This is a genomic window from Ensifer sp. M14, assembly GCF_003355565.1.
GTDB lineage: Bacteria > Pseudomonadota > Alphaproteobacteria > Rhizobiales > Rhizobiaceae > Ensifer.
Map to the genome: position 1 here is coordinate 2,475,082 of NZ_QJNR01000004.1, position 24,757 is coordinate 2,499,838.

Below are 24,757 nucleotides of genomic sequence, written 5' to 3' on the forward strand. Positions count from 1 at the left end.
GGTGTTGCCGTAAACGTTGGCCGTCGTGTTGCCATAGACTGGCGTGTTGCCGGCGTAGATTGAGCCATTCTGCGATCCGGCTTGCTGAATACCGAAATTGCAAGGCTCCTTTTGGGGGGGCTTTTTCTATGGAGAATGTCCATGCCCAGAACTGGCGGTGTCTACACCCCTCCGGCCGGCACGAAAGGCGTGCCGAACACTACCATTCAGAGCGTGCCTTACAACACGCTGATCGACGACTTGGCCGCAGATGCCAACGCGCCTCGTCCAGTCACAGCCGGTGGTACCGGTGCGACGTCGGCCAGCGCTGCGCGCACTGCGCTCGGCGTTGAAATCGGGACGAACGTGCAGGCCTATGATGCTGGCCTGCAATCAATCGCCGGTCTGGTAACTGTTGTTGATCAGATGATTTACACGACCGCATTGGACGCCTACGCGACCACCGCACTAACGCCTTTTGCTCGAACGCTGCTGGATGACGTGGACGCGGCAACGGCACGTGCGACGCTCGGAGCTAACAATGCTTCAAACCTGACGACAGGTACTATCGCAGACGCGCGGCTGCCGGCGACGATGACGGCGAAGACTTTTACCGGCCAGATCACTGGAACGTCACTAGGGATGTCCGGGGACATTGTCACGACCGGAAGCAACTTTTACATCAACAGCAACGGCAATAAACATTTCTGGTTCAGGACGGCCATCGGCATCAATCGAGCCCTGCTCTACAACGAAGTCACTGACAACTCCCTGCGGCTCAACCTCTACAATACCTCCGGCGTGTTCGTCAGGGCTCTACAGTTCAGGGAGTCGGATGGCCTGCTACAGATCGATGGGCCGATTCAAACCACTGGCATCACGGTCAATGGTGACATCACCGCTACTCGTGGCAACGGCACTGGCGTCGTCTTCTTGGGCGGCGGCTCCAGATATTTGCACTACGACGGCTCGAAATACGTGATGCCGGCCGCCCACCTACAGGTCGGATCAGCCACTTATCAGACCGACGGCAACGTCGTCTTTGCCGGCGGTATGCTTAGCTTTGGCGTCGATCTTTACAATGCCTTGCTCAACAAGGTCACTGTCAACACCGGAGACGCAGGATCCGCCAGATTCCTGAAGATGAACGGCGCGGCTGGCGGCACCAACATGCAGTTCAACTGGAATGGGCAGGCTGGGCAGCCGGCGTGGATTTGGGGTGGCGATGCCAGTAGCACCGGCACCCAGATGTATGTCTACAATCCGTCCAACTTCAACGTCAACTACGCGAACGGCGCCGGCAACGCCGACACGGTCGACGGCTACCATGCCACCGATCTGGCCCAGATCTACAAGGGCTCGAACAGCGGTGAAACGAACTTCCCGCTTGGAACAGTTTTGGCGGTTACAGTTGGGAGTGGTGAGGGCGCTAGAAACCAAGCGTCCACCCTCAAAATTTGGTCAAGTAGCACCGCTCAATATGTAACGGCGGCGCTCGGTGGAACAGGTGCGACCTTGTCTGGAACATGGCGATGCCGTGGAATGACGTCCTACGCTGGGTCCGAGGTTCTATTCCAGCGTGTGGCGTAACAAGGGAGAAAGAGATGGTCGAAGAAGAGATCAGCAACTCACCAGCACCAGAAGCGCCACCGCCCTTTGCCCTTGTGTCCGTGGGGAAGATCACGGAAAACCACGACGATGCCCTGATGGTTAATCTCACCGTCTCATTTGGCGGCGGCGAACCGGAGGCAATCGTTGATTATGCCTATCGCGTCAGCGACCCCTTCGGGCTCGCGCCGGTACTGAAGGACTGGCTGGCGGCTAATCCGGGCTTCCCGGTCGATCCTTACGTGCCGCCGCCTGCGCCGACACCCGAAGAGCTGCGAGCCCAGATGCCGCCACTCACTGCCCGGCAGTTCCGCCTCGGTCTGGTATCGGGTGGCTACAGCCCGGCGCAGGTGACACAGGCGATCGACACCATGCCGGAGGGGCCCAACAAGGAAACCGCCAAAATCGAATGGCAATATGCGACCACCTTCAACCGTATGCACCCGCTGATCGCGACCGTCGGCGCCGCGCTTGGCCTGACTGAAGGCCAGATCGACGCCATGTGGACGGCGGCCGTCAACCTCTGAAGCTATAGTTGCGCGTAGGAAACGTACGAATCGAAGGGGAAGCGCTCTATCTTCAGGTTCCGCAGCCCCACAACTTCATCCACGGCTCGCGTTTCGCCAGGGAATATCTGCGCATTGAGTTCGTCAAACACGATAATCGACCCCTTGGGCATCTTGGGCAAAAAGACCTCCAGTGCCTTCTTCGTCGGCTCGTATAGATCGAAGTCGAGATAAAGGAGCGCGACGACCAAATGGGGGTTAGCTTCCACGAATGCATCGGCGGTCTGCATGATGTCGCCCTTGACCAGCTCCACCTTCGCAATGTGGCTGATTGGACGGTTCATGTCGAAAACCTCGATGGCCCTGCGCACCGATTCCTCGCTGCTACCTGTGAGGCCGCCCACATGCATCTGGTTGAACGTTCCCTTAGCGCTGTCATTCTCGTGGACTGACGGGAACCCCTCGAATGTATCGAAGCTAAAAACCTTGCGAGTATGGTTCGCTGGTTCGAAAATCGCCGACAGCTTTGCCCATGTCAGCGTGCCTGCACCGTGCAAAGCTCCACATTCGACGATCGATCCGTTCACGCCGAGAATCTTCTTAAATATCTCATACTTGGTGAGGAATTTCGCTATGGATTGGCGCGAAGCGTATTTTGGGAAAGCTTCGATCCGCTCGATGAGATCGATCGCTTCACTTTCGAACAACGCGGCGGCGCCGGAGAACTGATTGAGATCGTTCTTGGACTGGCTTTTGCTGTCGCGCGACTTCATTGTACGGAGATCCTTTTGCCCATCACTTCGTCGCTCACGGCATCGGCCCCAAGGTATCGGGATTGGATGCTATAGCGGATGGTGTCGCTGATGTTGTTGCCTGAAGAATGCAACAGGCACGAGTTGAAGAACAGGACGTCTCCGCGCTTCATTTCGACGTATTTGACCGGATTGTCGAAGATGCCGGCCGGATAGAACTTCTTCCCGAGGACATTCACCTCATGGGGAATTTGACCGAGCTTATGAGTGCCCGGCATCACCAGAAGGCACCCTTCCTTGAAGCCGGCATCAAAAAGAGGAATCCACGCAGTAATGGTTTCGGTTGCCCCTTTCACATAGTGGACATCTTGGTGCCACACAGCCAGTTCCCGCAGGACCATGGGGCAATCAATCCGAAAGGGGATTTTCTCTAGGAGGTCGACTTGCTGTTTCTCCAACAGCGCACGCAACACGCTGGCGATATTCCCGTTTAGTGACAGGTCGACAAGCTCAGGGTGCCGCCGGATTTCCTGGTACAGGAATTGTTCCGCTTCACGACTGCCCGTCAGATATTTGACCAGATCGGGATCGTCTAAACCTGAGAAACGCTGGCCCGAAAACTGCTCAAGAATTTGTAGGCAGCGTTCCTCGACCGGGCGCAAGGCCTCGCTATCGAGAATACCGCGAACCAGGCAAAAACCGACCTCTTTGTACTCGTCTAGGAATGCGACCTCCGTCGTCTTGTCGCGATGCGGATGATTCAGCAATTTTTCGCCCTCTGGTGGAAATCTGGTCACATTTAAAGCGAGCAAGAAAAATTTGGAAGCTGGATTCCGCGCGCCCCTTTCCTTTCTTCCTCAACAACAAGGTGAACCAAATGGAAACAGTGGGAAGGCCTGAAGACGAAGGCCTATCCGGACGTCGGCGGCATCTGGACCATTGATTAGGTCATACCAGCGCGGCCGGCGCGCCGGAGGTGACGCCCACCATGATGATCACCGAGGCCAAGGCGGAAGAGATCCTCCTGGCCGATCTGGCCACGTCCATTTTCTCTCGCTGCCTCCCGGGCCTTAAGGTAGGCACCGCCGCTGTATTTCGCCCAATCGATGGTATGGCCCTTTTCGGCGAGCCATGTGCCCACGTCGGCGCCGTCCGCGCGATGGCAGACGGCAACCACGCGTCCATTTCGATCACGATCAACCGGCCGGCAAGACGTCGGACGAGATTCGGCTAGAAATCGATCGGGCGCGAGAGCGGCATCCGTGCCACAGCGATAGGGATTGCCCTGGACATCATCGCACCGCTGCCAGCTTTCCGGAACATCAACGCCGCTTAGACGGATTCGTTGTCCGTGGATTTCGATCGTGTCGCCGTCGATTACCGTAGCTCGACCGACGAGCGGTTCGGCAGCGACGGCCGCATGGCAGCACACGAAAGCGGTGGCAAAGCCGGCAATCCATTTCTTCAGAATAGCAGTGCCTCCGGTGTGTTGGCAGGCGCTTGCATTTCCGCCACCTGAACGATCTTGAGCTTCTCCTCGGGCAGGGGACGCTGCAAGGCATGGGCTTCTGACCAAGGTTCGATTAGCCACGCCTGGACCTCAGCCTTCGTCGTCAGAAGCACAGGCATCGCTTTTTGATGGATCGGCGCAACGATGCTGTTGGGCTCTGTCGTCAGGAAGGCAAAGAGGTCGATCGTGATAAGCCCTTCCTTGATCTTTCGAACGCTCGTCCAATCCTTCACCCAAATGCCGGCAAAGAACATCAACGGCTCGTCACTTATGCTGGCGAACCATGCATTTGGAGTGCGGCCGCCTTCGACCTTGTTAGCCGGGTCCGGCTCGGCAAAACGGGTGAGGGGAACAACGCATCGGTTTTCTACGCCGAGCCATCGCTTCCAGTGCTTGCTTGAGGTATTGCGGACGTTGGTGGTGCCACCGTCGGGCTCCATTTTCAGGAGTTCGTCAAAGTCGACTTCCTTGCCATTGGCGCGAAGCTTATCCGCGCGCTTCGTCGCTGCCTCCAATTGCGCCTTACTCGACGAAGGCATACCCCAACGCACCATGGCGAGTTCGCGCCGATCCTCGTTGTTTCGAATAATCGGCGCGAAACGATCCGGGTAAATGTCGACTGACGGCTCGAGGTTGCCGACCAGATCGTGTGTCACCGAAACGAAATCACGGATAGCCTGCTGGTTCGTGGTCAAATTGTAGAGATTGCACATGGCTCATGATCACCTTCAGTAGAAGTCGTCTTTCCACACTGGTTTTAGAAGCGTCTTGATCCTCACCAGCTTTCGGATGCGGAGCTTTCCAGTGTCGGCGCCCCATGGCAACTCGAATTCTGCCTTCAAGTAATTCTTGTGTTTGCATATATCGCACCGAAATTGGGGCGCGATCTCGTCGACTGGCACGTCACCGCAAAGCTGCAGCAAGTCGCGACAGCGATAACGATGCGTGATGCGGCAGTACATACAGTCGATCCTGACGATCTGGCGGGTTTCCTCGGCCTTGGACAGGGTGTGCATGCGCTGGCGGCGGGTTAGACCATTCTGTTCCGGCATGATGGTCAGCCTGAAGCGCTCGATCTTTCCATAGTTGCGGCGGCCGGCTCGCGGCACGGGCGCCACCCACGGGTAAAGCCCAGGCTCATCGAAATTTCGGCTAGGGCGAGCTGCTCGCGCAGATGCCGGCAGTCGGCGAGTAGGGTCCTGATCGTGGCCACGGCGTCGCCATTGTGCCAGGCGAGGGCGGCGGTGAATTCGTCTGCAGCCAGATCGACGGCGTCGGCCTGGGTAGCTTCCTGAGCGGCAAACATGGTTTCTCCTTGTCCGGGGTGCCTTCCCGGAGTTTTCATCTGGCAGGTTTTAGGTTGGCGGCCGCATCGCCGGTGAAATTAGGATTTCTTGGCCGGTGGCCATTCGATCCGGTGTTCGAAGCAATACCAATTGGGCGTCGCGCTGCCGTGGGCGAAGCCGAAACCGCCCCATGCCTTGCAGTCCGGATTCTCGCACAAATGCACGAACGGGCCGCTTTCCGTCTTCTTGGTCGCGCCGGTTTCGTCACTCATGCTGCAGGCCTTCTCAATCGGTATGTTCTACAAATGTTCTCATTTAGGCCGAGAGTCAACAGCCAGGTTTAGGGAACGAACGTCCGGCAGGGGCGTTATGCGAATGTGGCGAATAGATGGGGTAAGGGGCTGTGCTAACGAGGTCTCTCGTCAGTCCTTCCGGCATCTTCCAGAGTCCGATGCCAACAATTCGACGGCCTCGGCATCTTCGACGGAAACGCCTGCCCGCTCGATACGAGGATTGTTGCGCACAGCGGCCCCCGTCAAGTGGTGTAGCGGCGGTGGCATTCGTCGCTGGTGTCGTAACTCACGGCGTTCTGCAGATAGCGGGCATGTGCCCAAGTGAAGAACCGATGACTCCGCTTAACGATTAGGAAAGCATTGTCACTAAAACAACCCTCCCGCATGATGGATACTGTTAGTCTCGCGTCACGAGGCCATATGAGGCGGAGGTAGCTTATGCCGGATGCTTCGATCGACCTGGCGCTGTATTCGGCCGCGCTGAATGTCACGGCGCCGCCGGCGCTGATTCGGCCCCTGCTTGACCAATTGGTGGAGGGGCAATTCTCGATCGATGACATCATGAGGCGCTGCGCCGAGAATGGCGTGCGCCTCAAGGCGCACTTGCGCAAAGGCGAACGCACCCGCAAGGAGCTGCGGGCGGCCTTCGATCTGCAATCAGTGGAGCGCCGACATCTCGATATTCTCGACATGCTGATTGCAAGCCTGGAGGCCAAGGCCGCACGCGACGCGCGTGAGTTCGATGGTCTGCTGGATGATTTCAAGGCAAGGGTTTCTGCGCTTTCCGGCTCCGCCAGCGCTGATAAAGCCTTGGAACTGGAGGAGATTTACAGGACGATCCAGGCGCAGGTGCGGGTCGAGGTTGGCGAACTCTCTGATGTCGCTGTCTTTCTGCGCAGCCTGCGCGAGAGATGCAGCGACGATCGTGGTGAGAAGGCACATCTCGCCGACAGCGAGAGCCTCAAGAGCTTGTTGCAGTCCCTGTCGCCGCCAAAGCCGCCATCTGTCTCTTGAAGTGTGTCGCGATCTCCAGGCGTCGCTTGTCGCGGATGTCCTTATTGAAATGCCGTCACACTTTTGCCTGACACCCTTCAATCCGGCGCGGTTGGTTTTGATCTTTCAATCGGACACGACAGCGAATACCAACCCGCGCCGGTGTCGATCTATTGCGCGGGAGCGATTTTGGTTTCCGGCAAGGAGAGAACCGCAACCGGACTTCAGCGGTCCGGCGAGAATTGTCGACGCTATCATGAGGCCGAAAATTGTTTCAGCCCAGGTCGTCCGTGTATCGGCCACCGGCAGCGCGCCAACCTCAAGCGATGCCGGACATCGCTCTGCAGTATGCCTGTTGCCGGACAACCGCAGGCTATCCCGTCCAACAGGTCAACATCAGCGCAGCTTGGCGTCATGTCGCTTGCGCGACGCGGCCCGTTGCAAAGATGCGCCCGCATCCAGCTTTGTCAGTAGGGCTGTACCATAATGACACAGCTGACAAGGACGATGGCCAGCGTGGTCATCTTCACGAATGCGGCATCCATCATGGCGAAATCCCCCTTTTGAGCGCCTGCAGCACTGTGCGTCCAATAGGATGCACAAAGGTCGATGCAGGACTTTGAATTGCTGCATGTCTCCCCAAGTCGGCTGCGATCAGGGAGGCATGCCGTAGCAACGCATCATCGTTGCTTCTGGTTCCCAATCTAAACAGGACAAACGACATGAACATGAACCGACGCATCAATGCGGCGGGCCTTTCGCTCGTCAAACAGTGGGAAGGTCTGAAGACCAAGGCTTATCGCGACGTCGCCGGTGTCTGGACCATCGGCTATGGCCACACCAGCGCCGCCGGCGTGCCCGTTGTGAAACCGAACATGGTGATCACCGAGGCCGAGGCGGAACAGATCCTTCAGGTGGATCTCGCGAAATTCGAGGAACGTGTCGCGCGCCTTGTCACGGTGCCGGTGACCGACAACCAGTTCGCCGTGCTGGTCTCTTTCGATTTCAACACCGGCAGGCTCGGCAAGTCGACATTGCTGAAAAAGCTGAACGCTGGCGATTACGACGCCGTGCCGCTGGAATTGATGAAGTGGGTCAATGCGGGCGGCCGCCGCGTGAAGGGATTGGTCAATCGCCGGTCTGCCGAAGTCGGCCTTTGGGCAAAGGGCGAGTTCGTTGCCTCCAACACCGTCACGGCTGCGCCGAAGCCGCCTGAAGTGGTCAGCAAGGAGAATATCTCCTGGCTCGCGGGCATTCTTTCCTCGCTCGGTTTTGCGTTCACTGGCAGTGGCCCCTTGCAATGGGCATTTGCTGGCATCATTGCCGTTGCCTTTGTGATTGGCGCCTTCCTCTTCCTGCGCAAGCGGCTCGATCCGGCATGATCGCCTGGCTGAGGATCCTGTGCGGCGGGCTCGTGCTCGCCGCGATCATCTGGGCGGTGCACGCATTAAGGGCGGATGGCGCCCGGTCCGTTATTCAAGCGATCGAAAGGCAGAACGATGACGCTGCGAACCGCGCTCAGGAAAAGCGCCTTGATTACGATACCTGCATTGATGCTGGCGGGCTGTGGGACTTCGGCGCCGAAAAATGTCGAGGGGCTTAAAAGCGTCGTCGGCACTGATCTGGTCAGCGCACGCGGCGCGACGCCGGCAGACCAGCGCAAGATCGACCGCACGGTCGTCGGTCTGTGTGCCGCCGCGGTCTGGTCAAAGGCCGATTGCGTACGGCATGGGGGACGGCACAATGTATCCGGCTGAAACCGATGTGAGCGTCCATCGCCAACTTGGCGAACTGGTCGCAGGCATGCGCAGTCTGCAGGAATCGATCCGCCGGATCGAGGAGGGCGCGCAACGCGCCGAGGACAAGGCGACGAGCAGCCGGGCTGGTGTTCATCAGCGCATGGACCAACTCGTCGACCGCGTCGGCGATCTCGAGGCTTCGGTCTTGACGCTCGGCGGTGACGTCGCAGAGATGAAACCGGTGACCGACGACGTCAAGCGCTGGAAACTGATGGGCATCGGCGCGCTCGGCGTCACCGGTATTGCCGCCATGGCGCTCGGCGTCAGCTTTGCCGAGGCGATCCGGCGGATCGTGTTCGTCATTGTCGGCAAGGGGTGATCGTGTGATCCATCCTACCGGTTTGCTTTGGCCGGTCGGTGGTGCGGAGAAGACATTGAAGAACTGACGGCCGGCCACCCAAACGCTCTTGAAAATCCCGGAGATCGCGCTTCGCAAGAGCGTTTCCGACTTGGGCGGAATCTCTGTAGCGCTCTATCTCTTCGCTCTTACGCATTTCCTGACGGAAAACCGCTTCGCACTTTTTAGTGAAGCGTCTGCACGGGATGTTCCGTAAACGTCTGGATACCATCGCGCTCGATGGTGGCGAGAAATTCTTCATAGGCTTCGCGGTCGGTGGGGAAAGAATCTTCCCAGACGGTGGAGTAGCCTTCTTCGTCGATCACCTCGAGGGTCCAGTCGAGATTGGAACCCGTCGGGCGCGAGATGCGGATATGGACGACGACATCGTCGTCGGCAAACTCGCCGGACAATTCCGAAAGCTCGAGGTCTTCTTCTGTTTGGGTCATGAGCGTTTATAACATGTCCTGAGTGCGCGAACCAATCTTGTGACGGTCCTCGGCCCTTGCCTGTCTTTTGAGGCTGCATCTTTGCGGCCGGGCGGGCGGGATCGTTTGACGTCTTGATAGGCCGAAAGGCGGTTACCATACAATAGGATAGGTGCGGCCGGGGTTGCTTAGCAACCCCGGCCGCTTTTGCGCGTCGTCAGATGGCAACAGCGAGGCGGATGGCTGATGGCCGGCAACGCCCGGCGTCGACGAACCTTTCGCCTCGGCGGCGTTACTGCGTGGGCGTCGGTGACCATGGTGCGCTTCTGCGCTCGAACCACATTGCCCGCTCGCACAGGGCTGCCTCGCTACGTGTGCCGGAACGAAATTCGCCGATAATGAACTTTGCCAGGCGATCGGCGCGATAGTCGCTACGCGGCATCCCTGCGGCAAGACAGGCTGTGTCGAGGACCCGTTGGAGCATGGCGATTTCCGCTGGGCTGAACGCACAATCCAGGTTGTTGGCAGGATGCCTGGAATGGTGATGCATTTGAACCTCCCATATGCGGCGGCGTCTTACTTCGCCTTGCCGGCATCTGTCGGCGCGCGCGCAGGTATCAATCGGTCGAGGTCCGCCTTGTAGGGTCCGTATTTCGCGAAAATCTCGCGGGCTTCCAACGGCGGTAGGCCGGATGCGGTGATAAACTCCTCCAGATCGTATCGCGTGTTCCAGTTTTTGACGACCCGGCTGAACTGTCCTTTCGTGTCCGATGCAAACATGATGAACCTCCCGTACTGGAGGCTAGAATTCGCGACGCGAACGGTGGTTCCACTGCGTCGAAAATTCCGCGTTCGCCGGCATGCCGCTTGCGGCTCCCTGGCGGTTCACTGCCAGGATGGCCGGGCCAACTGCCGCCGGTCGGGGCGACGAATGGTGCTATGAGAGCGGCGTTCAGCGGTGGCTTCAAATCGCCCGCCAGTTGTGCTTAATAGGCGAGCGGCCTGCGGTCGCCGGATCGATGGCGCCCATCGATCGGTTCAATTCCGGGAGAGTGCCTTTGATTTCGGTTGCCATCCTTGAGATCTCACCGGCTGCGGCGGTGGAGACGACAGCCTTTGCGACTGGAATGACGGTCTAGGCGCGCTTTCTCCGCCCGGCTTTGGAGCGCCACCTTGGTGGCGTGTCTGCTGCACAACCTCTCGGATCGGGATCGATCCACAAGGGAAATATGCAGAACAATGAGAACGTTACGGCAAGCCTTCGCATCATGTGCGACGGGCTGCGCTGTAGTGTGGGATTGAACATGATAATCGAAGCGACTGAGAGTGACTTTGACGCACTGCTGAGCGGCATTGCGCCGCGAGATCTGCGACTGGTGCCGGATAGCCCGATTGCGCCTGCCGACGTGCTGCAGATGCTGGCCGATCTTGCCAACGGGCTCCGTCCGCATTTTTCCCCAGCCGCCTGGATGATCGTAGAAGGCGACGAGATCGTCGGCCTTTGCTCGGTCGTTCGGATCCCCGAAGGGGGCGAACTGCACATCGGCTACGGCGTCGCGCCGACCCGGCAGGGCATGGGGGCGGCCACGCGTGCGGTGGCCTCGCTGCTGGCGGAAGCGCAGCGGGATACCCGTATTTCGGCGGTCTCAGCCGAGACCTCGATCGACAATATCGCCTCCCAACGGGTGCTCGAACGCAACGGGTTCCAGCGTATCGGGGAGCGCGTGGATGCGCAGGATGGTCCCGTGATCTGCTACTGCGTGTTTCCTTAAATCCTGTTCGATTTAAGGATAAAAACACGCAGCAGTTCAAAGTGCTGCAGCGACCTTCGCGCGTCCGATAGGACGCCCGGCGCTGCAGAAGGCGGTCACGGTTTGACAGCGCGGTGGATCGGCCGGGGTTGCTTGCAGCCCCGGCCGTTTTTGCACGCCAGGAAGGCGCCTCGCGGCGTTCGTTAAAGCGCGTCGCGATCTCTAGGATTCGCTTGGCGCGCTTTAAGTTCTTGTTTTCACGCATGTCGCTATCGCAAAACCGCTGCACACTTTTGCGCGACGTGCTTCAGCTTCCGGCGGTTGAGTGTCCCATCGTCCCGGACAGCTTCTCGGCTGGCGCATTCGGAGAAATTTCGATGACAGGCCAGAAATAGCCACATTCGGCCCGTTGCAGTTGTGGTCGTGTTGGCAAGAGTGGCATAGAATAAGCCATTACACATCTTGAATGCGGTCTCGTTTATCCACGGAGAGGCCGCATTTTTTTGTGGGTCTTCACGTGGGCACGCACGAGCGGTTTCAAGTGACCCGCCTTGAGCCCTTGTTTCCACTCCGATCATTGCGCAAAAAAAACGGTGCTCCCTTGGAACGACGTGCTCTATTGGCGCGACGCGCTTCAGTGGTAACGCGGATTACGTCGGCCGGGTCTGGCGACCCAGATCTCGACCGTTTCCAACTCTTCCGTATTTACCGCTATCCGGCGCCGTTCGCGCCACAACGCGCATTCCAGCAGCGTCCGTTCGTCGATGTTGCCGATGCGAAACTCATCCATGATGAACTTGGCCAGCCGCTCGGCCCGTTCGCCGCGGCGTGGCACGCGCGCCGCAAAGCAGGTGGCGTCAAAAACCCGCTGCAGCATTTCGATATCATCCGGACTTAACTGTTTGCCCGAAGCTTGCGGGATATCATGCATTCGAACCTCCTTCATGGACGTCCATAGCCAATGCCGAAGGGAGACAAGATACATCAGATGGAATTGCAGGCAATATGGGAATATTCGCCTGCGGCTGCCCGCACCGAGGGCGTTAAAGCGTGTCGCGATCTTTCAGATTCGCTTGGCATGTCGTTATCGAAAAACCGCTGCACATGCTTGCGCGACATGCCTTAGGCGATGACCGCGGCTGCGTTTTTGCCGAGGTGCCGACCGGATGCGCGCACGATCGTTCAAGATCGGTGTTGGGGGGCCGGTGCATGTTGGCGCATCAATCGAACGAGGAACATGACGATGGATGGGATAGACACGACCGACCGCAAGGCAATCAATTTTTCCGAAAAGCTCGAAAGGATAGGCGATCTGTGGCAGCCACGGGTGATCGCCGAGATGAACGACTATCAGTTCAAGCTCGTTCGTATCGAGGGCGACTTCGTCTGGCACGACCACCCGGAGACGGACGAAACGTTCATCGTGCTTGAGGGCGTCCTGCGGATCGATTTTCGCGATGGCGCCGTGCGGATCGGCCCAGGCGAGATGTTCGTGGTTCCCAAGGGGGTCGAGCACAAGCCGTTTGCCGAAAACGAGGTGCGGCTGCTGCTGATCGAGCCGCGCGGCGTGCTCAATACCGGTCACGCCGGTGGCGACCGCACCGCGCAGAACGATCGCTGGATCTGAATGCGGGCATCATACACCGGATCCGTGTCGCCGTGGCGCGACAGGTGATCGCGCGGACCTGACGGAAACCGCGATGTTTCAACGGCGCCGGTTGGGGGCGGGGATGCATGCGTTGGCGATGGCTCGCGGCTGCACCCAACTGCAATGCTGGTGTAATGAAATCAGTCGAGTTTGCCGCCAATGCTCCAATGATGAGGATTGGCATTATCCCATGTGTCTTTTCAAGATCGGTCTACTGGCATGTCACCTGCTCGGGGCGTCATCACAGATGGAACACAGCCGCTTGGAAGAGAGCGACAGTGATCGTTTTGCGCTCGAGCGGCAGTTCGTCCAGTACCGCTCGCCGCCCTGCGGTGACGGGTGCAACGGCGATCGTCATGACCATAGCTGCGATGTCCCAGCGGAACGGTACTCTCGCCGAGACGAAGATTAGGCGTGGCGTGAACAGCGCGCGATGCCGCCCCTTCGATTTCCAGCACAAGTGGTCAAACGATATGACTCTTCATCACGATAGCTCTTCATCGCCGCTGCGATACGCAACCTCCATCCTGCTGTGGCCGGCGCTCTACGTCGGTGGGCTGGCCACGGCCGGGTTGGCTTTTGCCACATCGTCGCCGGTGCTCTGGTTCAATGTCGTCTACCTCTCGGTGGTGGCGATCATTGCGCTTTTCGAACGTCTCATGCCTTACGAGCCGGCCTGGCTGGCGCCTGACGGCGAGACGCTCAACAATCTCGGCCATACATTTCTGACGAAGGGGATAGTGCAGATTGCCGCGGCCTTCGGTGCGTCGTTCCCGTTGCTGGTCGCCATCTTCGCGCAGCCGTTCTTCGGCTCGCAACCGCATATCTGGCCGGCGCACTGGTCGATGATCTCCCAGGTGGTGCTCGGGCTGGTGATTGCCGAGTTCGGGCTCTATGCCGCCCACCGGTTGGCGCATGAGCGGCTTGGGCTCTGGCGTTTCCACGCGTTGCATCACAGCGTGACGCGGCTTTGGGTACTCAACACCGGGCGCTTCCACGTCATCGATTCCCTGATCAAGGTGAGCCTTAGCCAGTTGCCGCTCTATCTGCTCGGGGCGCCGCTGCCGGTGTTTCTGTGGATCGGCGCCGTCACCGCCTTCACCGGCCTTCTGACCCACTGTAATGTCGAGATGCGCACCGGTCCGCTCGACTGGATCTTCTCGACGCCGCGGCTTCACCGCTGGCACCACTCGAAGGACCTGGCGGAAGGCAACAGCAACTACGGCGAAAACATCGTGCTTTGGGACCAGCTGTTCGGCACCTACTTCAATCCCGATCGGCCGTCGTCGACCGATATCGGCATTACCGGCAAGGTGTCGCGCAGCTTTATCGGCCAGCTGGTACAGCCCTTTTCCAAGAGCGGTGCGCGGCAGATCCTGGGGCGAAAGCCGAGCGCTGACTGAACGCGCTCGGACGTCGATCGGTAGAACCGAGACGATGGTCAGGCGGGCAGGGCACCGGCAAGGCCTGCCATGGCCGGGCGGCGTCCGCCGTCCGACACCGAGAAGCGCAAGCGGTACTCCCTGGGCGACAGGCCGAGGATCTTGCGGAAAATCTTGCGGTAGGCGTTGGTATCGTCGTAGCCGCTTTGCCACGCCACCTGCTCGATCGACAGGTGCGAGCGCTCCAGGAGGTCGCGCGACTTGGCGATCCGCAGCCGCTGGCAATACTCCGTCGGGTTGAAGCCGGTTGCCTTCTGGAAGCGCCGGAGGAAGGTGCGGTCGCCGAGCCCGGCGCGCTCGGCCATCATCTGCAGCGTCACGCCCTTGGTGTTGGCGCCGTGCAGCCAGTGCTGGATTTTCAGAATGACGCTGTCACCGTGGTCGAGCTTCGGCGCAAAGACGCTGTAATAGCTCTGCTCGCGCGCGCCGGGATCGATGATCATGAAACGGGCGGTTGCCAGCATCACATTGGTTCCGAGGAACCGGTCTACGAGTTTCAGCCCCAGGTCGATCCACGCCATCATGCCGCCGGCGGTGATGATATCGCCTTCGTCGATCAGCAACTTGTCGGTGTCGATGCGCACGTCGCGGTAGCGATCGGCGATCAGGTCCTGGTGCGACCAGTGAGTGGTGATGGTGCGGCCGGCGGCAAGCCCGGATTCCGCCAGCAGATAGGCGCCGCCGCAGACCGAACATATGGTGGTGCCGCCCGCATGCAGTTGGCGCACGAAGGCGGGCAGCTGGCCCACGCGCCCGCCGACCGGCAGCTCCGCCAATGTCGGCGGCAGGATCAGCGCCACGAGGCCGGAGGAGGGGCCGGGATGGGTGTCGAGGGTCTTTTCAACCGAGCCATCCTCCTGAAGCTGCCAGTGGGTGATGCGGACCAGCGGTGCGCTTGCGCCACCCTGTTCGATCGCCTGCATGCCGGCCACCTGGAACATGTCGGTCAGTCCATGGACCGCCGACTTCAGCGCCCGAGGATAAACGACGATGCCGATCTCCGCCGGTTCGCTTTCGAGTGGTTTTGTCACTTCTGCCCCCATCGTTGTCAGCTTTGCCGGTCGAGAGGTTAGGCCGCTCGTTCTATCAATTCAACCAGCGCTCCGGAACGGAGATTGCAGATCAACCGAGATGGAAGAGGGCAGGACAATGATTGAAGCAACAGCAGTTTCCACCGCAGTCTCCACCGGCCTTTCGCGCCGCACAGTTCTTTCGGCCGCCTTTGGCGCCGCGGCGACAGCCGCCGCCGTCCCGGCCGTCATTCGCCCGGCGAAAGCCGAAACCACACCCGCAAACACAAATGCTACTCTGGGAGCAACCGCTATGGGCAGCCGCATCATCACCCGCGACGGCGTCGAGATCTATTACAAGGACTGGGGTTCGAAGGATGGCCCGGTGGTGGTGCTTAGCCACGGCTGGCCGCTGTCGTCAGACAGCTGGGAGGCACAGGCCTTCCACCTCGCCAACAACGGCTTTCGCGTCATCACGCATGACCGCCGCGGCCACGGCCGCTCCTCCCAGCCCTGGGACGGCAACGACATGGATCATTATGCCGACGATCTGGCCGACCTGATCAATGCGCTTGATCTGAACGACATCTTCCTGGCCGGCTTCTCCACCGGCGGCGGCGAGATCACCCGCTATATCGGCCGCCATGGCACGGGCCGCGTCGCCAAGGCCGGACTGATCTCCGCAGTGCCGCCGCTGATGGTCAAGACCGACAGCAATCCCGGCGGCCTGCCGAAGGAGGTGTTCGACGGCCTGCAGGCCGCAAGCCTGAAGGATCGCTCAAAGCTCTATCGCGATATCGCGTCGGGCCCGTTCTTCGGTTTCAACCGGCCAGGCGCCACAGCCTCACAGGGTATGATCGACAGCTTCTGGCTGCAGGGCATGATGGGCGGGCACAAGAATACCTATGACTCGATCGTTGCCTTCTCGCAGACCGACTTTACCGAAGACCTGAAGAAGTTCGACGTGCCGACGCTGATCATCCATGGCGACGACGACCAGATCGTGCCGATCGATGCGGCCGCCCGCGCTTCGAAGATACTGGTTCCGAGCGCCACCCTGAAGGTCTATCCCGGCGCGCCGCACGGCATCACCGACACCCACAAGGATCAGCTCAACGCCGACCTGCTCGACTTCGCCCGGTCCTGACCCCTGACGCCGGCCGGTGCCGCCGAATAGTGCCACCGGCCGGTCGCTCTTCCCCGAAAACAGAAGGAACCGATCCATGACCCGCATTGACGAGAAGACCTCAAGCCTCAACCGCCGTTCCTTTCTGGCCGGCTCTGTCGCTGGCGCCGCCTTGCCGCTGCTGCCGAAGGGCGTTTACGCCGCCGATACCCACCGCTTCAGCCACGGGGCTTTCGATCTCGCCGTCGTCAGCGACGGCTTCCTGACCCTGCCGGTCAGCATCGTGTTGCCGGACGCAGCACCGGAGGAGCGCGACGGGATCATGCGTCGGCTCGGCGGCACGCCGGAGGGCGCACCGTTCCACACCAACATCCCGGTGATCCGCACCGGCAGCGACCTGATCGTCGTCGACAATGGATCGGGCGGCAATTTCCAGGCGAGCGCCGGCAAGCTGTCGACCAATCTGGCAACAGCGGGCATCGACGCGTCCGCGGTGACCAAGGTGGTCTTCACCCACGTTCACCCGGATCATGCCGGCGGCACGGTTGGGGCAGATGGTAAACTCACCTTTCCCAATGCGCAGTATTTCGTCTCGGAACGCGAATGGGATTTCTGGACGGATCCGAACTACGAGAACACCATGCCGAAGGCGTTGCACGGCTTTGCCCGCGGCGCGCAGCGCGACCTCTTCGCGGTCAAGGAGCGGCTGACTCTGGTGAAGCCGGGCGACGAAATCGTGTCCGGCATGCAGGTGCTTGACACACGCGGGCACACGCCCGGCCATATCTCGCTGGAGCTGGAAGGCGGCGACGGGCTGGTGATCTCGGGCGATGCGGCGACCAGCAACATCGTCTTCTTCGAACACCCGGACTGGCACTTCGGCTTCGATACCGACCCGGATCTGGCGCTGAAGACGCGCAAGATGCTGGTCGACCGGGCGGCCACGCAAAAGCTGACGCTGCTCGGCTACCACTGGAGCTATCCTGGCGTCGGGCGGGCTGAGCGGAACGGTGCCGCGTATCGGTTCGTCGCTGGGGCTTAAGGGTGGGGCGAGGTTGCGGTTGCCGCCAGACGTAATCGCCAAGCTGGACGTGCGGCTTTGCGCTGCAACGGTGTCGGTTAAATTTCCCTCATTCCTGTGCTTGTCACAGGAATCCAGTCAGCCCAAGTCCTTGGGCTGAAGGGTCTTTTGACCCTGATGACGTCGGGTCACTGGATTCCGGCACAGGGCCGGAATGAGGGAGTGGGGATCTTTCCGGCGCTTAAAGCAGGCCTTTCCGGTTGCCAGAGGTCGGGGCGGCGCCGTTCAATGCGCCGCCCTTTGCCGTCTCAATACCGAAGCTCTGTGTCCTTGATGTCGCTGATCGGCGCCAGCATTTCCAGCTGCAGCGGGCGAGGCTCACGCTGCTCTGCGGCGATGCGCGGCCAGTCGGGGTTGGTGAGCGCGCCGCGGCCGAGCGCGATCATGTCGGCGCCGGCCTCAAGCACCTGTTCGGCCCGGGCGAGTTCGTGCAGGCCGCCATTGGCGATGACGAACAGATCCGGCGCGTGCTGGCGGGCAAGGGCCACCAGCGATTTTCCGTCGTCCGAAAAAGCCGGCTGCCAGGCTTCGAACTCGGTCAGGTGCACGAAGTCCGCGGAGCTTTCGGCCACCGCCTTGAAGACCACGGCTGCACCTTCCTCGCCCTCCGTCCATTTGTGCTTGAGGTCGTTGACCTTGCCCTGCGAAAGCCGGATGCCGACCGGCACTGTGTTGCCGACCGCGCCGCGAACAGCTTCCAGCACGGCGAGACTCAAGTTCAGCCGCTTGCCGATGTCGCCGCCCCAGCGGTCCTGCCGCCGGTTGCTGTAGTCGGTGAAGAACTGGTCGAGCAGATAGCCGTTGGCGCCATGGATCTCGATGCCGTCGAAGCCGGCGATGTCGATCGCAAGCCGTGCCGCCTGGGCAAAGCCTGAGATCGCCTCGGCAATATCCACCTCGTCCATCTCCCGCGGCACCGCGTAGAGACCCTCGCCGTGGTAGGAGACCATCTGCTGGCCCCTCGGCTGCAGAGATGAGGGTCCGACCGTGTCGCTGCGAAAGCGGTTGCCCTGGGCAAGCGCGCCGCCATGCATGAGCTGGGCGAAGATGCGCCCGCCGGCGGCATGCACGGCATCGACGACCGTCTTCCAGCCTTCCGCCTGCTCCGGGTCGGTAAGCCCCGGCTGGCCCCTATAGGTCTGCGCATAGGCCTTGTCGGTGTAGATGCCTTCGGTGGTCAGCAAACTGAAGCCACCCTTGGGAAAGCGCTCGTAGTAGCGAACCATGCGTTCGGTCGGCACGCCCTCGGCAGTGGCGCTGATGCGGGTCATTGGCGCGACGGAGAACCGGTTGGCGAAGGCCAACCGTCTCAGTGTCGTTCCGGTCAGAACCGGCGAATCGACTGTGCTGTGCACGTTCATCTCAGCGATCCTCAGTCAGTGCGATCGCCTCGATCTCGATCATCGCCTTCGGTGAATAGAGCGAGGAGACCTCGATGATGCTGTCGGCGGGATAGGGTGCCGAGAACCACTTGCGGCGCAGCTCGACGATCTTGGAAAAATTCTCCATCGAGCGCAGGAAGATCGTCACCTTCACCACCCTGGAAAGGCTGGAGCCGGCGGCGGTCAGCACACGATCGAGATTGCGGAAGGCCTGCTCGGCCTGACGGTCGAAATCGTCCTCGCCGACGATCTCGCCATCGTCACCGATGGCGGCCTGGCCGGAGACGAAGACGAAGCCGTTGGCCTTGATGGCCTGCGACAGCAGGAACGGGGCGTAAGGATCGGGCTTGGTGATGACCTGTTCGAGAAACATGGGCTTAGCTCTCTATGCTTGAGTTTTCCTCAGCCTGGCGTCGTTGCCTTGGCTGTTGAACTCAATATGATGAGGCTCCACTCGGCTGACAAAAGACGATTTTTCAGGCGATAGATGAACTCAGATCATGTGTTGAGGGATCATGAGGAAGTTGCCGCCGCTCGGCGCCTTACGGGTCTTCGAGGCCGCCGCCCGTCGCTTGAGCTTCAAACAGGCGGCCGACGAACTGAACGTGTCGGCGACCGCTGTCAGCCATCAGATCCGCCAGCTTGAAGATCTGCTGGAACTGAAGCTGTTCGAGCGCGGCACGCGCCAGGTACGGCTGACGCCGGCCGGACACACGCTGTTTCCCGTCTTGCGCGACGGGCTCGATCGCTTCGAGCAGGCGATCGGTGAAGTCAGACGCAATCGCGACACCAAGGTGGCGCGGCTGACGTCCACCGTGGCCTTCGTTGCCAAGCGGCTGGCGCCGCTTGCCGGCAGCTTTCGCGAGGCCTATCCGGACTGGACGCTGCGCCTCGATGCGTCGAACAGGACGGTGGATCTCGATGCCGACGCCGATGCAGCCATACGATACGGAACCGGGCACTATCCCGGCCTGCTGTCGCAGCCGCTGTTTGCGGATCGTTTCGCGTCGGTTTGCGTGCCGCGACTTGCGCCGACATCCGTCGATGACCTGAGGCAGGCGACGCTCGTCCATTTCGAGTGGGGGCCGATGCGGCGCGACGACGAGCGCGCGCCGGTCTGGCGTCAATGGCTGGAGCGCGCCGGGGTTGGAAACATCGACGCGGCTGGCGGCCTTTCGTTCACTGATGAAATCCATGCGGTGCAAGCCGTCGTTGCCGGGCAGGGCATTGGCCTCTTGAGCTTGACGTTGGTCGCTGAGGAGCTTGCCTCCGGCATCCTCGTCCAGCCCTTTGCGCTCTCGCTCGAGAGTTATCGCTACGATCTCGTCTATAGCCCGCGCGCGGCCGATCGATCGGCAACGAAGGTGCTGCGCGACTGGGTCTCAGCGCAGTTCGTCGGTCCGCTTGAACGCACAACGCCTTAAGACGGAAGCGATCCACAGAGAGACGCAGGCAAACAAAGTGAAGGGCGTTCTGAGAACGCGCGCGGGCGTATTGGCCATGTCGATCTACAGGCGGGCACTTTCCGTCTTTACCCGTCGCCTTGCATCACCCGCTCGCCGTCCCGCGGCAGGCTCAGTCGTCGAAATCGAAAATGTCATCCGGCCGCCAGCGCCGGCTGACGAGGCGCAGCGAGCGGTCCGGTTCGATAACGTAGGTCTCGGAGACCCGTCGGCCGTACTGGTCGATGAACTGATGCGGGACGATGCTGCCGACCGGGGCCTTCGTCAGCTTGGTGCGCGGCTGGCCGCCATAGGTGATGCTGCCGGGGATCGGCTCAAGGTTCGGCGAGTATCCGTAGGTCGAAACGCCCGTGGTGCAGCCAGCGAGAAGGAGGGTGACGGTCAGGGCGGCAAGAGCATGTTTCATGTCGACGATCCTCTGTCATGCAGGAGGCGGGATGGATTTCTGCCCGATGCCTTGTGCGACCCGCAGGAGGCGCGACTTATTCCGGTGTTCGCAGGCGATGGTCCAACACCTTTCTCTAAAGTGTAGCGCTCCAACGGGAATTTCCAAGTTCGGGGCACGCGATTGCCGGTCGTGGAAGCGCAATTTCATTGCGCGCAGATGGAGCTAACTGCGGGCATCCGGCTGTTCTTCCCGCGTGAGGCCGTCGCGCAGCATCTGGACCTTTTCGTTGAGGTCGATCATCTCGGGCACGCTAAAGCCTGAGCGACGCAGCAGCGTGTCGGTAAGGCACGCGGTCTTGGGGTGCAGTTCCTTGCCCTTGGCCGTCAGGAAGACCTCGACCAACCGCTCGTCAGTGGTGCTTCTGCGTCTTGAAAGGAAACCCGCCGCTTCGAGCCGTTTGACCGCCGGCGTGATGGTGCTCGGCTCCAGGCCGAGCCGGTCGGCGATGGCCGATATGCTGAGGCCATCCTGTTCCCACAGCGCGCTGACGGCGAGGTATTGCGTATAGGTCACGCCGAGTGCGTCGAGCATCGGCTTATAGGCGCGGTTGATGGCGATCGCGGCTGCATAGATCGAGAAGCACAGCTGGCTGTCGAGCGGAAGTGGCGCCGGGGTGGTCATCGGTCATCTCCTGTTTTGTCCGTGGCTTTTCATGATCTTACCACGGAAATCATTATCGCGATAATAAAACACTGGACAGCTGGCTCGACGGGGCGTATTTAAATAATTATCGCGATAATGATTGTCGCGCTAACAAATAAAGGAGTTGCGCACATGTTGAAGAAGTCTCTGCTTGCCGCTGCCGCCTCGCTCTTACTGGTCGCCACCGGCACCACCGCATTCGCCGCCGAGAAGGGGGCAAAGACTGTCGTTCTGGTTCACGGTGCCTTCGCCGATGGCACCGGGTGGAGGGGGGTCTACGACATCCTGAAGAAGGACGGCTACAACGTAAGCATCGTTCAAAACACGACGACTTCGCTTGCTGCCGACGTTGCTGCCACCAGGCAGGCAATCGCCAAGAGCGAGGGACCGGTCGTGCTGGTCGGCCATTCCTATGGCGGCGTCGTCATCAGCGAGGCCGGCACGGATGAGAAGGTTCAATCCGTGGTCTACATCGCCGCCTTCGCGCCGGACAAGGGCGAGTCCGTCTCAACGCTGATCGCCAACCCGCCGGCCGGCGCGCCGGTGCCGCCAATCCTGCCGCCGGTCGATGGCTTCCTGCTCCTCGACAAGGCAAAGTTCGCCGCGTCCTTCGCCGCCGACGTTGATGCCGAAACGGCCGCATTCATGGCAGACTCCCAGGTTCCATGGGGTGTCGAGGCCCTCTCCGGTGCCGTCACCGACCCGGCCTGGAAGACGAAGCCGAGCTACTACCTTGTTGCGGGCGAGGACCTGATGATCCCGCCGGCTGCCCAGCAGATGATGGCAAAGCGCGCCGGCGCCACCGTCGTCGAAGTGCCCGGCAGCCATGCGATCTACGTCTCCAACCCCAAGGCGGTCGCCGATCTCATCGAGAAGGCTGCGCAACCCGCCAACTGATTGGCCGCGACAGGGTGCACGACAATATTTGACCCAGTGAGGGCCGGGAGAGGGATCTCCCGGCCCTCACTTGCCGACATGGCCCAGAGAACCTCGCCTGGCGGGAAGCACACCCAGTTCTCCCTCATTCCGGCCCTGTGCCGGGATCGAGCGAGCTGACGTCTTTCAGGTCAAAAGACCCGGCAACCCAGGGGCTTGGGCCGTCCAGCCTCCTGCGACGGGCACAGGAACTGTCTGTGACTTTCGTGCCTGCCGCCGTTGAGGCCGGCAACGCGATCCCGGAGGGGCCACCCCGGAGATCGCCGCGGCAAGCGCCCGTGCAGGAATCGGTCCTGCGACCGCACGTGTCGGTCGATCGGCAGGCCTGCCGATCCGCCTCTCTCGGCGTTCGGGCAGCCCCGACCTTGCCCGCCAACCCCACGAGTTTCGCGCTCATACCCAGATTTGTCGCTGGGGCGAATTCCGATTTCGCGAAACATGCGGTAGTCCTAAGCGAACGTCCCGTTGGATTGCGCGTTCGGCTCCTGTGCCTGTCGCCTGCTCAATCGTTCTGCCAAGCCCCAGTTCTTCCGCGAAATCCAGGTATTGCATGACCGTCGAACAGTCTCTCGCGTTTCTCGTCATCGGCGCCATGATGGCATTCTTCATCTGGGGGCGGTTTCGGTATGACGTGATCGCCTGTTCCGCCCTGATGCTTGCGGTCGCCGTCGGCATCGTGCCCTACGATCACGCCTTCGATGGCTTCAGCGACGATATCGTCATCATCGTTGGCAGCGCGCTGATCGTCAGCGCCGGGGTGGCACGCTCCGGGATCGTCGATGCGGCGATCCAGCGGTTTCTGCCCAATATATCCTCGGTGCGGGCGCAGCTGGCACTGCTGGTCATCACCGTTACTGTGCTTTCCGCCTTCATCAAGAACATCGGCGCGCTGGCGATCATGATACCGGTCGCGTTCCAGTTCGCCCGCCGTTCCGGCGTGCAGCCCTCGGTGTTCCTGATGCCGATGGCTTTCGGCTCGCTGATCGGCGGGCTGATGACCCAGGTCGGCACTTCGCCCAACATCGTCGTGTCGCGCGTGCGCCAGGAGCTGACGGGCGAGAGCTTCACCATGTTCGATTTCATCCCCGTTGGCGCGACGCTTGCTGCCGTCGGCGTCGTCTTCCTGCTGTTTGCCTACAGGCTGGTGCCGCAGCGCACGAGCCAGCATGTCTCGGTGCAGGCGGCGATCGAGATCACCGATTACACCTCGGAAGCCGTGGTCGCGGCCGGCTCCCCCGTCATCGGCAAGTCGCTCAGCCATCTCGTCAAGATCGGCGATGGCGGTGCCGTCGTCACCGCCGTTTTCCGGCGCGGGCTGCATGTGGCGCCGTTGCCCGACATCAAGCTCGAGGCTGAAGACGTGCTGCTGCTCGAGGGCGGGCCGGATGCACTCGATCGCATCGTCTCGCAGGCCAAGCTGAAAATCTCCGGCGATCGTTCGCCGTCTTCGAGCGAAAAGGCCGGTGCTGAGATCGAGGCGGTCGAGGCGGTGATTGGCAGCGGCTCGCCGCTTGTCGGCATGTCGGCACAGCGGCTGGCGCTGTTCAACAACCACAACGTCAACCTGCTTGCCGTCAGCCGCCAGGGCGAGCGGTTGAAGCAGCGGCTCGGCAGCATCCGCTTGCGGGCAGGCGATATCGTCGTGCTGCAAGGCTCAAGGCGCGAGCTGCCGTCGTTCCTGCAGGATTTCGGCTGCCTGCCGCTGGCGCAGCGCGAAATCCTGCTCGGCACCATCCGCAAGGCGACTTTGCCGCTCCTGGTTCTGGCCGCAGCCATGGGGTCGACCGCCCTCGGCCTGGTGCCGATCCCGATTGCCTTCTTTGCCGCCGCGCTTGCGATGGTCATCTTTCGCATCATTCCGCTGCGCGACGTCTATCGCTCGGTCGACGGGCCGATCCTGGTGATGCTTGCAGCGCTGATCCCGGTCAGCGATTCGCTGCGCACCACCGGCGGCACCGATGTCATCGCCAGTTGGCTCGGCACGGTCGCGACCGGCTTGCCGCCCGCCGGCGCGCTGACGCTGATCCTGCTGGCCGCGATGGCGGTGACGCCTTTCCTCAACAATGCCGCCACCGTGCTCGTCATGGCGCCGATCGCGGCCAGTTTTGCGACCGCGCTCGGCTACCGGCCCGAAGCCTTCCTGATGGCGGTTGCCATCGGCGCCGGCTGCGACTTCCTCACCCCGATCGGCCATCAGTGCAATACGCTGGTGATGGGGCCGGGCGGATACAGGTTCAGCGATTACCCGCGCCTCGGCCTCCCGCTGTCGATCGTGATCATCCTCGTCAGCGTGCCGGCGCTGATGCTGGTCTGGCCGCTGCGATAGATGGAAGGTGA

General features: G+C 60.9%; 31 protein-coding genes. 16 read left to right on the forward strand and 15 right to left on the reverse strand.

Annotation, left to right across the window (positions count from 1 at the left end; translation table 11 throughout):
* Positions 1 to 141: 141 nt before the first annotated feature.
* On the forward strand, positions 142 to 1,569 hold the full coding sequence (locus BLJAPNOD_RS35935) for a hypothetical protein (RefSeq protein ID WP_244610928.1): 1,428 nt from the start codon (positions 142 to 144) through the stop codon (positions 1,567 to 1,569).
* 14 nt (positions 1,570 to 1,583) lie between these two features.
* Positions 1,584 to 2,114 carry a hypothetical protein gene (locus BLJAPNOD_RS11895; protein ID WP_115419947.1) on the forward strand — a complete coding sequence of 177 codons (531 nt, stop codon included), beginning with the start codon at positions 1,584 to 1,586 and terminating at the stop codon, positions 2,112 to 2,114.
* Positions 2,115 to 2,116: 2 nt separating this feature from the next.
* On the opposite strand, the gene BLJAPNOD_RS11900 is transcribed toward BLJAPNOD_RS11895, so the two are convergent.
* Complete coding sequence (locus BLJAPNOD_RS11900) at positions 2,117 to 2,866, reverse strand: TylF/MycF/NovP-related O-methyltransferase (RefSeq protein ID WP_115419948.1); 750 nt, start codon at positions 2,864 to 2,866, stop codon at positions 2,117 to 2,119.
* Complete coding sequence (locus BLJAPNOD_RS11905) at positions 2,863 to 3,612, reverse strand: phytanoyl-CoA dioxygenase family protein (RefSeq protein ID WP_158556117.1); 750 nt, start codon at positions 3,610 to 3,612, stop codon at positions 2,863 to 2,865. The genes BLJAPNOD_RS11900 and BLJAPNOD_RS11905 overlap by 4 nt, the downstream gene beginning before the upstream one ends.
* 221 nt (positions 3,613 to 3,833) lie before the next feature.
* Between BLJAPNOD_RS11905 and BLJAPNOD_RS11910 the strand changes: the two genes are divergently transcribed.
* Positions 3,834 to 4,079: a hypothetical protein gene (locus BLJAPNOD_RS11910; RefSeq protein WP_115419950.1), complete on the forward strand. Its 246-nt coding sequence runs from the start codon at positions 3,834 to 3,836 to the stop codon at positions 4,077 to 4,079.
* A gap of 230 nt (positions 4,080 to 4,309) precedes the next feature.
* Here the strand turns inward: BLJAPNOD_RS11910 and BLJAPNOD_RS11915 are convergent, their stop codons facing one another.
* The 4 genes from BLJAPNOD_RS11915 to BLJAPNOD_RS35615 all read right to left on the reverse strand — a co-directional run bounded on the left by BLJAPNOD_RS11915 (position 4,310) and on the right by BLJAPNOD_RS35615 (position 5,913).
* Positions 4,310 to 5,068, reverse strand: a complete 759-nt coding sequence (locus BLJAPNOD_RS11915; protein WP_115419951.1) for an SOS response-associated peptidase — start codon at positions 5,066 to 5,068, stop codon at positions 4,310 to 4,312.
* A gap of 15 nt (positions 5,069 to 5,083) precedes the next feature.
* Positions 5,084 to 5,407 (reverse strand): hypothetical protein, encoded by a 324-nt coding sequence (locus BLJAPNOD_RS11920; RefSeq protein WP_115419952.1) that lies wholly within the window; start codon positions 5,405 to 5,407, stop codon positions 5,084 to 5,086.
* A 5-nt stretch (positions 5,408 to 5,412) separates the two neighbouring features.
* Positions 5,413 to 5,661 (reverse strand): hypothetical protein, encoded by a 249-nt coding sequence (locus tag BLJAPNOD_RS11925; protein ID WP_115419953.1) that lies wholly within the window; start codon positions 5,659 to 5,661, stop codon positions 5,413 to 5,415.
* A gap of 78 nt (positions 5,662 to 5,739) precedes the next feature.
* Complete coding sequence (locus BLJAPNOD_RS35615; RefSeq protein WP_199565934.1) at positions 5,740 to 5,913, reverse strand: hypothetical protein; 174 nt, start codon at positions 5,911 to 5,913, stop codon at positions 5,740 to 5,742.
* A gap of 459 nt (positions 5,914 to 6,372) precedes the next feature.
* Here BLJAPNOD_RS35615 and BLJAPNOD_RS11930 point away from each other — a divergent pair, with 459 nt between their 5' ends.
* The 5 genes from BLJAPNOD_RS11930 (at position 6,373) to BLJAPNOD_RS11945 (ending at position 9,045) form a co-directional block, all read left to right on the forward strand.
* Complete coding sequence (locus tag BLJAPNOD_RS11930) at positions 6,373 to 6,948, forward strand: hypothetical protein (RefSeq protein WP_077504446.1); 576 nt, start codon at positions 6,373 to 6,375, stop codon at positions 6,946 to 6,948.
* 707 nt (positions 6,949 to 7,655) lie between these two features.
* Entirely contained in the window at positions 7,656 to 8,309 is a 654-nt protein-coding gene (locus tag BLJAPNOD_RS11935; RefSeq protein WP_115421267.1) for a lysozyme, read from the forward strand.
* Positions 8,306 to 8,530, forward strand: coding sequence for a hypothetical protein (locus BLJAPNOD_RS35365; RefSeq protein ID WP_158556118.1), 225 nt, complete (start codon positions 8,306 to 8,308; stop codon positions 8,528 to 8,530). Before BLJAPNOD_RS11935 ends, BLJAPNOD_RS35365 begins: the two co-directional genes overlap by 4 nt.
* Positions 8,427 to 8,684, forward strand: coding sequence for a hypothetical protein (locus BLJAPNOD_RS35940; RefSeq protein WP_115419954.1), 258 nt, complete (start codon positions 8,427 to 8,429; stop codon positions 8,682 to 8,684). The genes BLJAPNOD_RS35365 and BLJAPNOD_RS35940 overlap by 104 nt, the downstream gene beginning before the upstream one ends.
* Entirely contained in the window at positions 8,671 to 9,045 is a 375-nt protein-coding gene (locus BLJAPNOD_RS11945) for a DUF1515 family protein (RefSeq protein ID WP_115419955.1), read from the forward strand. The genes BLJAPNOD_RS35940 and BLJAPNOD_RS11945 overlap by 14 nt, the downstream gene beginning before the upstream one ends.
* 203 nt (positions 9,046 to 9,248) lie before the next feature.
* Here BLJAPNOD_RS11945 and BLJAPNOD_RS11950 read toward each other — a convergent pair whose 3' ends face one another.
* Complete coding sequence (locus BLJAPNOD_RS11950) at positions 9,249 to 9,512, reverse strand: hypothetical protein (RefSeq protein ID WP_077504443.1); 264 nt, start codon at positions 9,510 to 9,512, stop codon at positions 9,249 to 9,251.
* Between the two features lie 555 nt (positions 9,513 to 10,067).
* Positions 10,068 to 10,271, reverse strand: a complete 204-nt coding sequence (locus BLJAPNOD_RS11960; RefSeq protein ID WP_077504441.1) for a hypothetical protein — start codon at positions 10,269 to 10,271, stop codon at positions 10,068 to 10,070.
* A gap of 524 nt (positions 10,272 to 10,795) precedes the next feature.
* Here BLJAPNOD_RS11960 and BLJAPNOD_RS11970 point away from each other — a divergent pair.
* Positions 10,796 to 11,263 (forward strand): GNAT family protein, encoded by a 468-nt coding sequence (locus tag BLJAPNOD_RS11970; protein WP_077504440.1) that lies wholly within the window; start codon positions 10,796 to 10,798, stop codon positions 11,261 to 11,263.
* 613 nt (positions 11,264 to 11,876) lie between these two features.
* On the opposite strand, the gene BLJAPNOD_RS11975 is transcribed toward BLJAPNOD_RS11970, so the two are convergent.
* Positions 11,877 to 12,173 carry a hypothetical protein gene (locus tag BLJAPNOD_RS11975; protein WP_115419958.1) on the reverse strand — a complete coding sequence of 99 codons (297 nt, stop codon included), beginning with the start codon at positions 12,171 to 12,173 and terminating at the stop codon, positions 11,877 to 11,879.
* A 312-nt stretch (positions 12,174 to 12,485) separates the two neighbouring features.
* Here BLJAPNOD_RS11975 and BLJAPNOD_RS11980 point away from each other — a divergent pair, with 312 nt between their 5' ends.
* Positions 12,486 to 12,869 (forward strand): cupin domain-containing protein, encoded by a 384-nt coding sequence (locus tag BLJAPNOD_RS11980; protein ID WP_115419959.1) that lies wholly within the window; start codon positions 12,486 to 12,488, stop codon positions 12,867 to 12,869.
* Between the two features lie 262 nt (positions 12,870 to 13,131).
* On the opposite strand, the gene BLJAPNOD_RS36365 is transcribed toward BLJAPNOD_RS11980, so the two are convergent.
* Entirely contained in the window at positions 13,132 to 13,254 is a 123-nt protein-coding gene (locus BLJAPNOD_RS36365; RefSeq protein WP_256372317.1) for a hypothetical protein, read from the reverse strand.
* A 109-nt stretch (positions 13,255 to 13,363) separates the two neighbouring features.
* On the opposite strand from BLJAPNOD_RS36365, the gene BLJAPNOD_RS11985 reads away from it, so the two are divergent.
* Positions 13,364 to 14,293 carry a sterol desaturase family protein gene (locus BLJAPNOD_RS11985; RefSeq protein WP_115421268.1) on the forward strand — a complete coding sequence of 310 codons (930 nt, stop codon included), beginning with the start codon at positions 13,364 to 13,366 and terminating at the stop codon, positions 14,291 to 14,293.
* A gap of 38 nt (positions 14,294 to 14,331) precedes the next feature.
* Here the strand turns inward: BLJAPNOD_RS11985 and BLJAPNOD_RS11990 are convergent, their stop codons facing one another.
* Positions 14,332 to 15,363 (reverse strand): helix-turn-helix domain-containing protein, encoded by a 1,032-nt coding sequence (locus BLJAPNOD_RS11990; protein WP_244610929.1) that lies wholly within the window; start codon positions 15,361 to 15,363, stop codon positions 14,332 to 14,334.
* A gap of 118 nt (positions 15,364 to 15,481) precedes the next feature.
* Here BLJAPNOD_RS11990 and BLJAPNOD_RS11995 point away from each other — a divergent pair, with 118 nt between their 5' ends.
* Positions 15,482 to 16,489: an alpha/beta hydrolase gene (locus tag BLJAPNOD_RS11995; RefSeq protein WP_115419961.1), complete on the forward strand. Its 1,008-nt coding sequence runs from the start codon at positions 15,482 to 15,484 to the stop codon at positions 16,487 to 16,489.
* 76 nt (positions 16,490 to 16,565) lie between these two features.
* Positions 16,566 to 17,510 carry an MBL fold metallo-hydrolase gene (locus tag BLJAPNOD_RS12000; RefSeq protein ID WP_115419962.1) on the forward strand — a complete coding sequence of 315 codons (945 nt, stop codon included), beginning with the start codon at positions 16,566 to 16,568 and terminating at the stop codon, positions 17,508 to 17,510.
* 287 nt (positions 17,511 to 17,797) lie between these two features.
* Here BLJAPNOD_RS12000 and BLJAPNOD_RS12005 read toward each other — a convergent pair whose 3' ends face one another.
* Together BLJAPNOD_RS12005 and BLJAPNOD_RS12010 are read right to left on the reverse strand one after the other, a co-directional pair.
* Positions 17,798 to 18,910 carry an NADH:flavin oxidoreductase gene (locus BLJAPNOD_RS12005; protein WP_115419963.1) on the reverse strand — a complete coding sequence of 371 codons (1,113 nt, stop codon included), beginning with the start codon at positions 18,908 to 18,910 and terminating at the stop codon, positions 17,798 to 17,800.
* 1 nt (position 18,911) lies between these two features.
* A complete protein-coding gene (locus BLJAPNOD_RS12010; RefSeq protein WP_115419964.1) occupies positions 18,912 to 19,304 on the reverse strand; it encodes a RidA family protein in 393 nt (130 codons plus the stop codon).
* Between the two features lie 142 nt (positions 19,305 to 19,446).
* Between BLJAPNOD_RS12010 and BLJAPNOD_RS12015 the strand changes: the two genes are divergently transcribed.
* Positions 19,447 to 20,355, forward strand: a complete 909-nt coding sequence (locus BLJAPNOD_RS12015; protein ID WP_115419965.1) for a LysR substrate-binding domain-containing protein — start codon at positions 19,447 to 19,449, stop codon at positions 20,353 to 20,355.
* A 151-nt stretch (positions 20,356 to 20,506) separates the two neighbouring features.
* Here BLJAPNOD_RS12015 and BLJAPNOD_RS12020 read toward each other — a convergent pair whose 3' ends face one another.
* Positions 20,507 to 20,800 carry a hypothetical protein gene (locus BLJAPNOD_RS12020; RefSeq protein ID WP_077504432.1) on the reverse strand — a complete coding sequence of 98 codons (294 nt, stop codon included), beginning with the start codon at positions 20,798 to 20,800 and terminating at the stop codon, positions 20,507 to 20,509.
* A 204-nt stretch (positions 20,801 to 21,004) separates the two neighbouring features.
* Positions 21,005 to 21,463 carry a MarR family transcriptional regulator gene (locus BLJAPNOD_RS12025; RefSeq protein ID WP_115419966.1) on the reverse strand — a complete coding sequence of 153 codons (459 nt, stop codon included), beginning with the start codon at positions 21,461 to 21,463 and terminating at the stop codon, positions 21,005 to 21,007.
* A gap of 153 nt (positions 21,464 to 21,616) precedes the next feature.
* On the opposite strand from BLJAPNOD_RS12025, the gene BLJAPNOD_RS12030 reads away from it, so the two are divergent.
* Together BLJAPNOD_RS12030 and BLJAPNOD_RS12035 are read left to right on the forward strand one after the other, a co-directional pair.
* Positions 21,617 to 22,381, forward strand: a complete 765-nt coding sequence (locus BLJAPNOD_RS12030) for an alpha/beta hydrolase (protein ID WP_115419967.1) — start codon at positions 21,617 to 21,619, stop codon at positions 22,379 to 22,381.
* 589 nt (positions 22,382 to 22,970) lie between these two features.
* On the forward strand, positions 22,971 to 24,746 hold the full coding sequence (locus tag BLJAPNOD_RS12035) for an SLC13 family permease (protein ID WP_115419968.1): 1,776 nt from the start codon (positions 22,971 to 22,973) through the stop codon (positions 24,744 to 24,746).
* Positions 24,747 to 24,757 lie beyond the last annotated feature (11 nt).

Excerpts from the sequence above, each read along its gene's own strand:
- BLJAPNOD_RS35935 (WP_244610928.1), top strand. The coding sequence starts at position 142 with ATGCCCAGAACTGGCGGTGTCTACACCCCTCCGGCCGGCACGAAAGGC.
- BLJAPNOD_RS11895 (WP_115419947.1), top strand. The coding sequence starts at position 1,584 with ATGGTCGAAGAAGAGATCAGCAACTCACCAGCACCAGAAGCGCCACCG.
- BLJAPNOD_RS11900 (WP_115419948.1), bottom strand. The coding sequence starts at position 2,866 with ATGAAGTCGCGCGACAGCAAAAGCCAGTCCAAGAACGATCTCAATCAG.
- BLJAPNOD_RS11910 (WP_115419950.1), top strand. The coding sequence starts at position 3,834 with ATGATGATCACCGAGGCCAAGGCGGAAGAGATCCTCCTGGCCGATCTG.
- BLJAPNOD_RS11915 (WP_115419951.1), bottom strand. The coding sequence starts at position 5,068 with ATGTGCAATCTCTACAATTTGACCACGAACCAGCAGGCTATCCGTGAT.
- BLJAPNOD_RS11920 (WP_115419952.1), bottom strand. The coding sequence starts at position 5,407 with ATGCCGGAACAGAATGGTCTAACCCGCCGCCAGCGCATGCACACCCTG.
- BLJAPNOD_RS11925 (WP_115419953.1), bottom strand. The coding sequence starts at position 5,661 with ATGTTTGCCGCTCAGGAAGCTACCCAGGCCGACGCCGTCGATCTGGCT.
- BLJAPNOD_RS35615 (WP_199565934.1), bottom strand. The coding sequence starts at position 5,913 with ATGAGTGACGAAACCGGCGCGACCAAGAAGACGGAAAGCGGCCCGTTC.
- BLJAPNOD_RS11930 (WP_077504446.1), top strand. The coding sequence starts at position 6,373 with ATGCCGGATGCTTCGATCGACCTGGCGCTGTATTCGGCCGCGCTGAAT.
- BLJAPNOD_RS11935 (WP_115421267.1), top strand. The coding sequence starts at position 7,656 with ATGAACCGACGCATCAATGCGGCGGGCCTTTCGCTCGTCAAACAGTGG.
- BLJAPNOD_RS35365 (WP_158556118.1), top strand. The coding sequence starts at position 8,306 with ATGATCGCCTGGCTGAGGATCCTGTGCGGCGGGCTCGTGCTCGCCGCG.
- BLJAPNOD_RS35940 (WP_115419954.1), top strand. The coding sequence starts at position 8,427 with ATGACGCTGCGAACCGCGCTCAGGAAAAGCGCCTTGATTACGATACCT.
- BLJAPNOD_RS11945 (WP_115419955.1), top strand. The coding sequence starts at position 8,671 with ATGTATCCGGCTGAAACCGATGTGAGCGTCCATCGCCAACTTGGCGAA.
- BLJAPNOD_RS11950 (WP_077504443.1), bottom strand. The coding sequence starts at position 9,512 with ATGACCCAAACAGAAGAAGACCTCGAGCTTTCGGAATTGTCCGGCGAG.
- BLJAPNOD_RS11960 (WP_077504441.1), bottom strand. The coding sequence starts at position 10,271 with ATGTTTGCATCGGACACGAAAGGACAGTTCAGCCGGGTCGTCAAAAAC.
- BLJAPNOD_RS11970 (WP_077504440.1), top strand. The coding sequence starts at position 10,796 with ATGATAATCGAAGCGACTGAGAGTGACTTTGACGCACTGCTGAGCGGC.
- BLJAPNOD_RS11975 (WP_115419958.1), bottom strand. The coding sequence starts at position 12,173 with ATGCATGATATCCCGCAAGCTTCGGGCAAACAGTTAAGTCCGGATGAT.
- BLJAPNOD_RS11980 (WP_115419959.1), top strand. The coding sequence starts at position 12,486 with ATGGATGGGATAGACACGACCGACCGCAAGGCAATCAATTTTTCCGAA.
- BLJAPNOD_RS36365 (WP_256372317.1), bottom strand. The coding sequence starts at position 13,254 with ATGGTCATGACGATCGCCGTTGCACCCGTCACCGCAGGGCGGCGAGCG.
- BLJAPNOD_RS11985 (WP_115421268.1), top strand. The coding sequence starts at position 13,364 with ATGACTCTTCATCACGATAGCTCTTCATCGCCGCTGCGATACGCAACC.
- BLJAPNOD_RS11995 (WP_115419961.1), top strand. The coding sequence starts at position 15,482 with ATGATTGAAGCAACAGCAGTTTCCACCGCAGTCTCCACCGGCCTTTCG.
- BLJAPNOD_RS12000 (WP_115419962.1), top strand. The coding sequence starts at position 16,566 with ATGACCCGCATTGACGAGAAGACCTCAAGCCTCAACCGCCGTTCCTTT.
- BLJAPNOD_RS12005 (WP_115419963.1), bottom strand. The coding sequence starts at position 18,910 with ATGAACGTGCACAGCACAGTCGATTCGCCGGTTCTGACCGGAACGACA.
- BLJAPNOD_RS12010 (WP_115419964.1), bottom strand. The coding sequence starts at position 19,304 with ATGTTTCTCGAACAGGTCATCACCAAGCCCGATCCTTACGCCCCGTTC.
- BLJAPNOD_RS12015 (WP_115419965.1), top strand. The coding sequence starts at position 19,447 with ATGAGGAAGTTGCCGCCGCTCGGCGCCTTACGGGTCTTCGAGGCCGCC.
- BLJAPNOD_RS12020 (WP_077504432.1), bottom strand. The coding sequence starts at position 20,800 with ATGAAACATGCTCTTGCCGCCCTGACCGTCACCCTCCTTCTCGCTGGC.
- BLJAPNOD_RS12025 (WP_115419966.1), bottom strand. The coding sequence starts at position 21,463 with ATGACCACCCCGGCGCCACTTCCGCTCGACAGCCAGCTGTGCTTCTCG.
- BLJAPNOD_RS12030 (WP_115419967.1), top strand. The coding sequence starts at position 21,617 with ATGTTGAAGAAGTCTCTGCTTGCCGCTGCCGCCTCGCTCTTACTGGTC.
- BLJAPNOD_RS12035 (WP_115419968.1), top strand. The coding sequence starts at position 22,971 with ATGACCGTCGAACAGTCTCTCGCGTTTCTCGTCATCGGCGCCATGATG.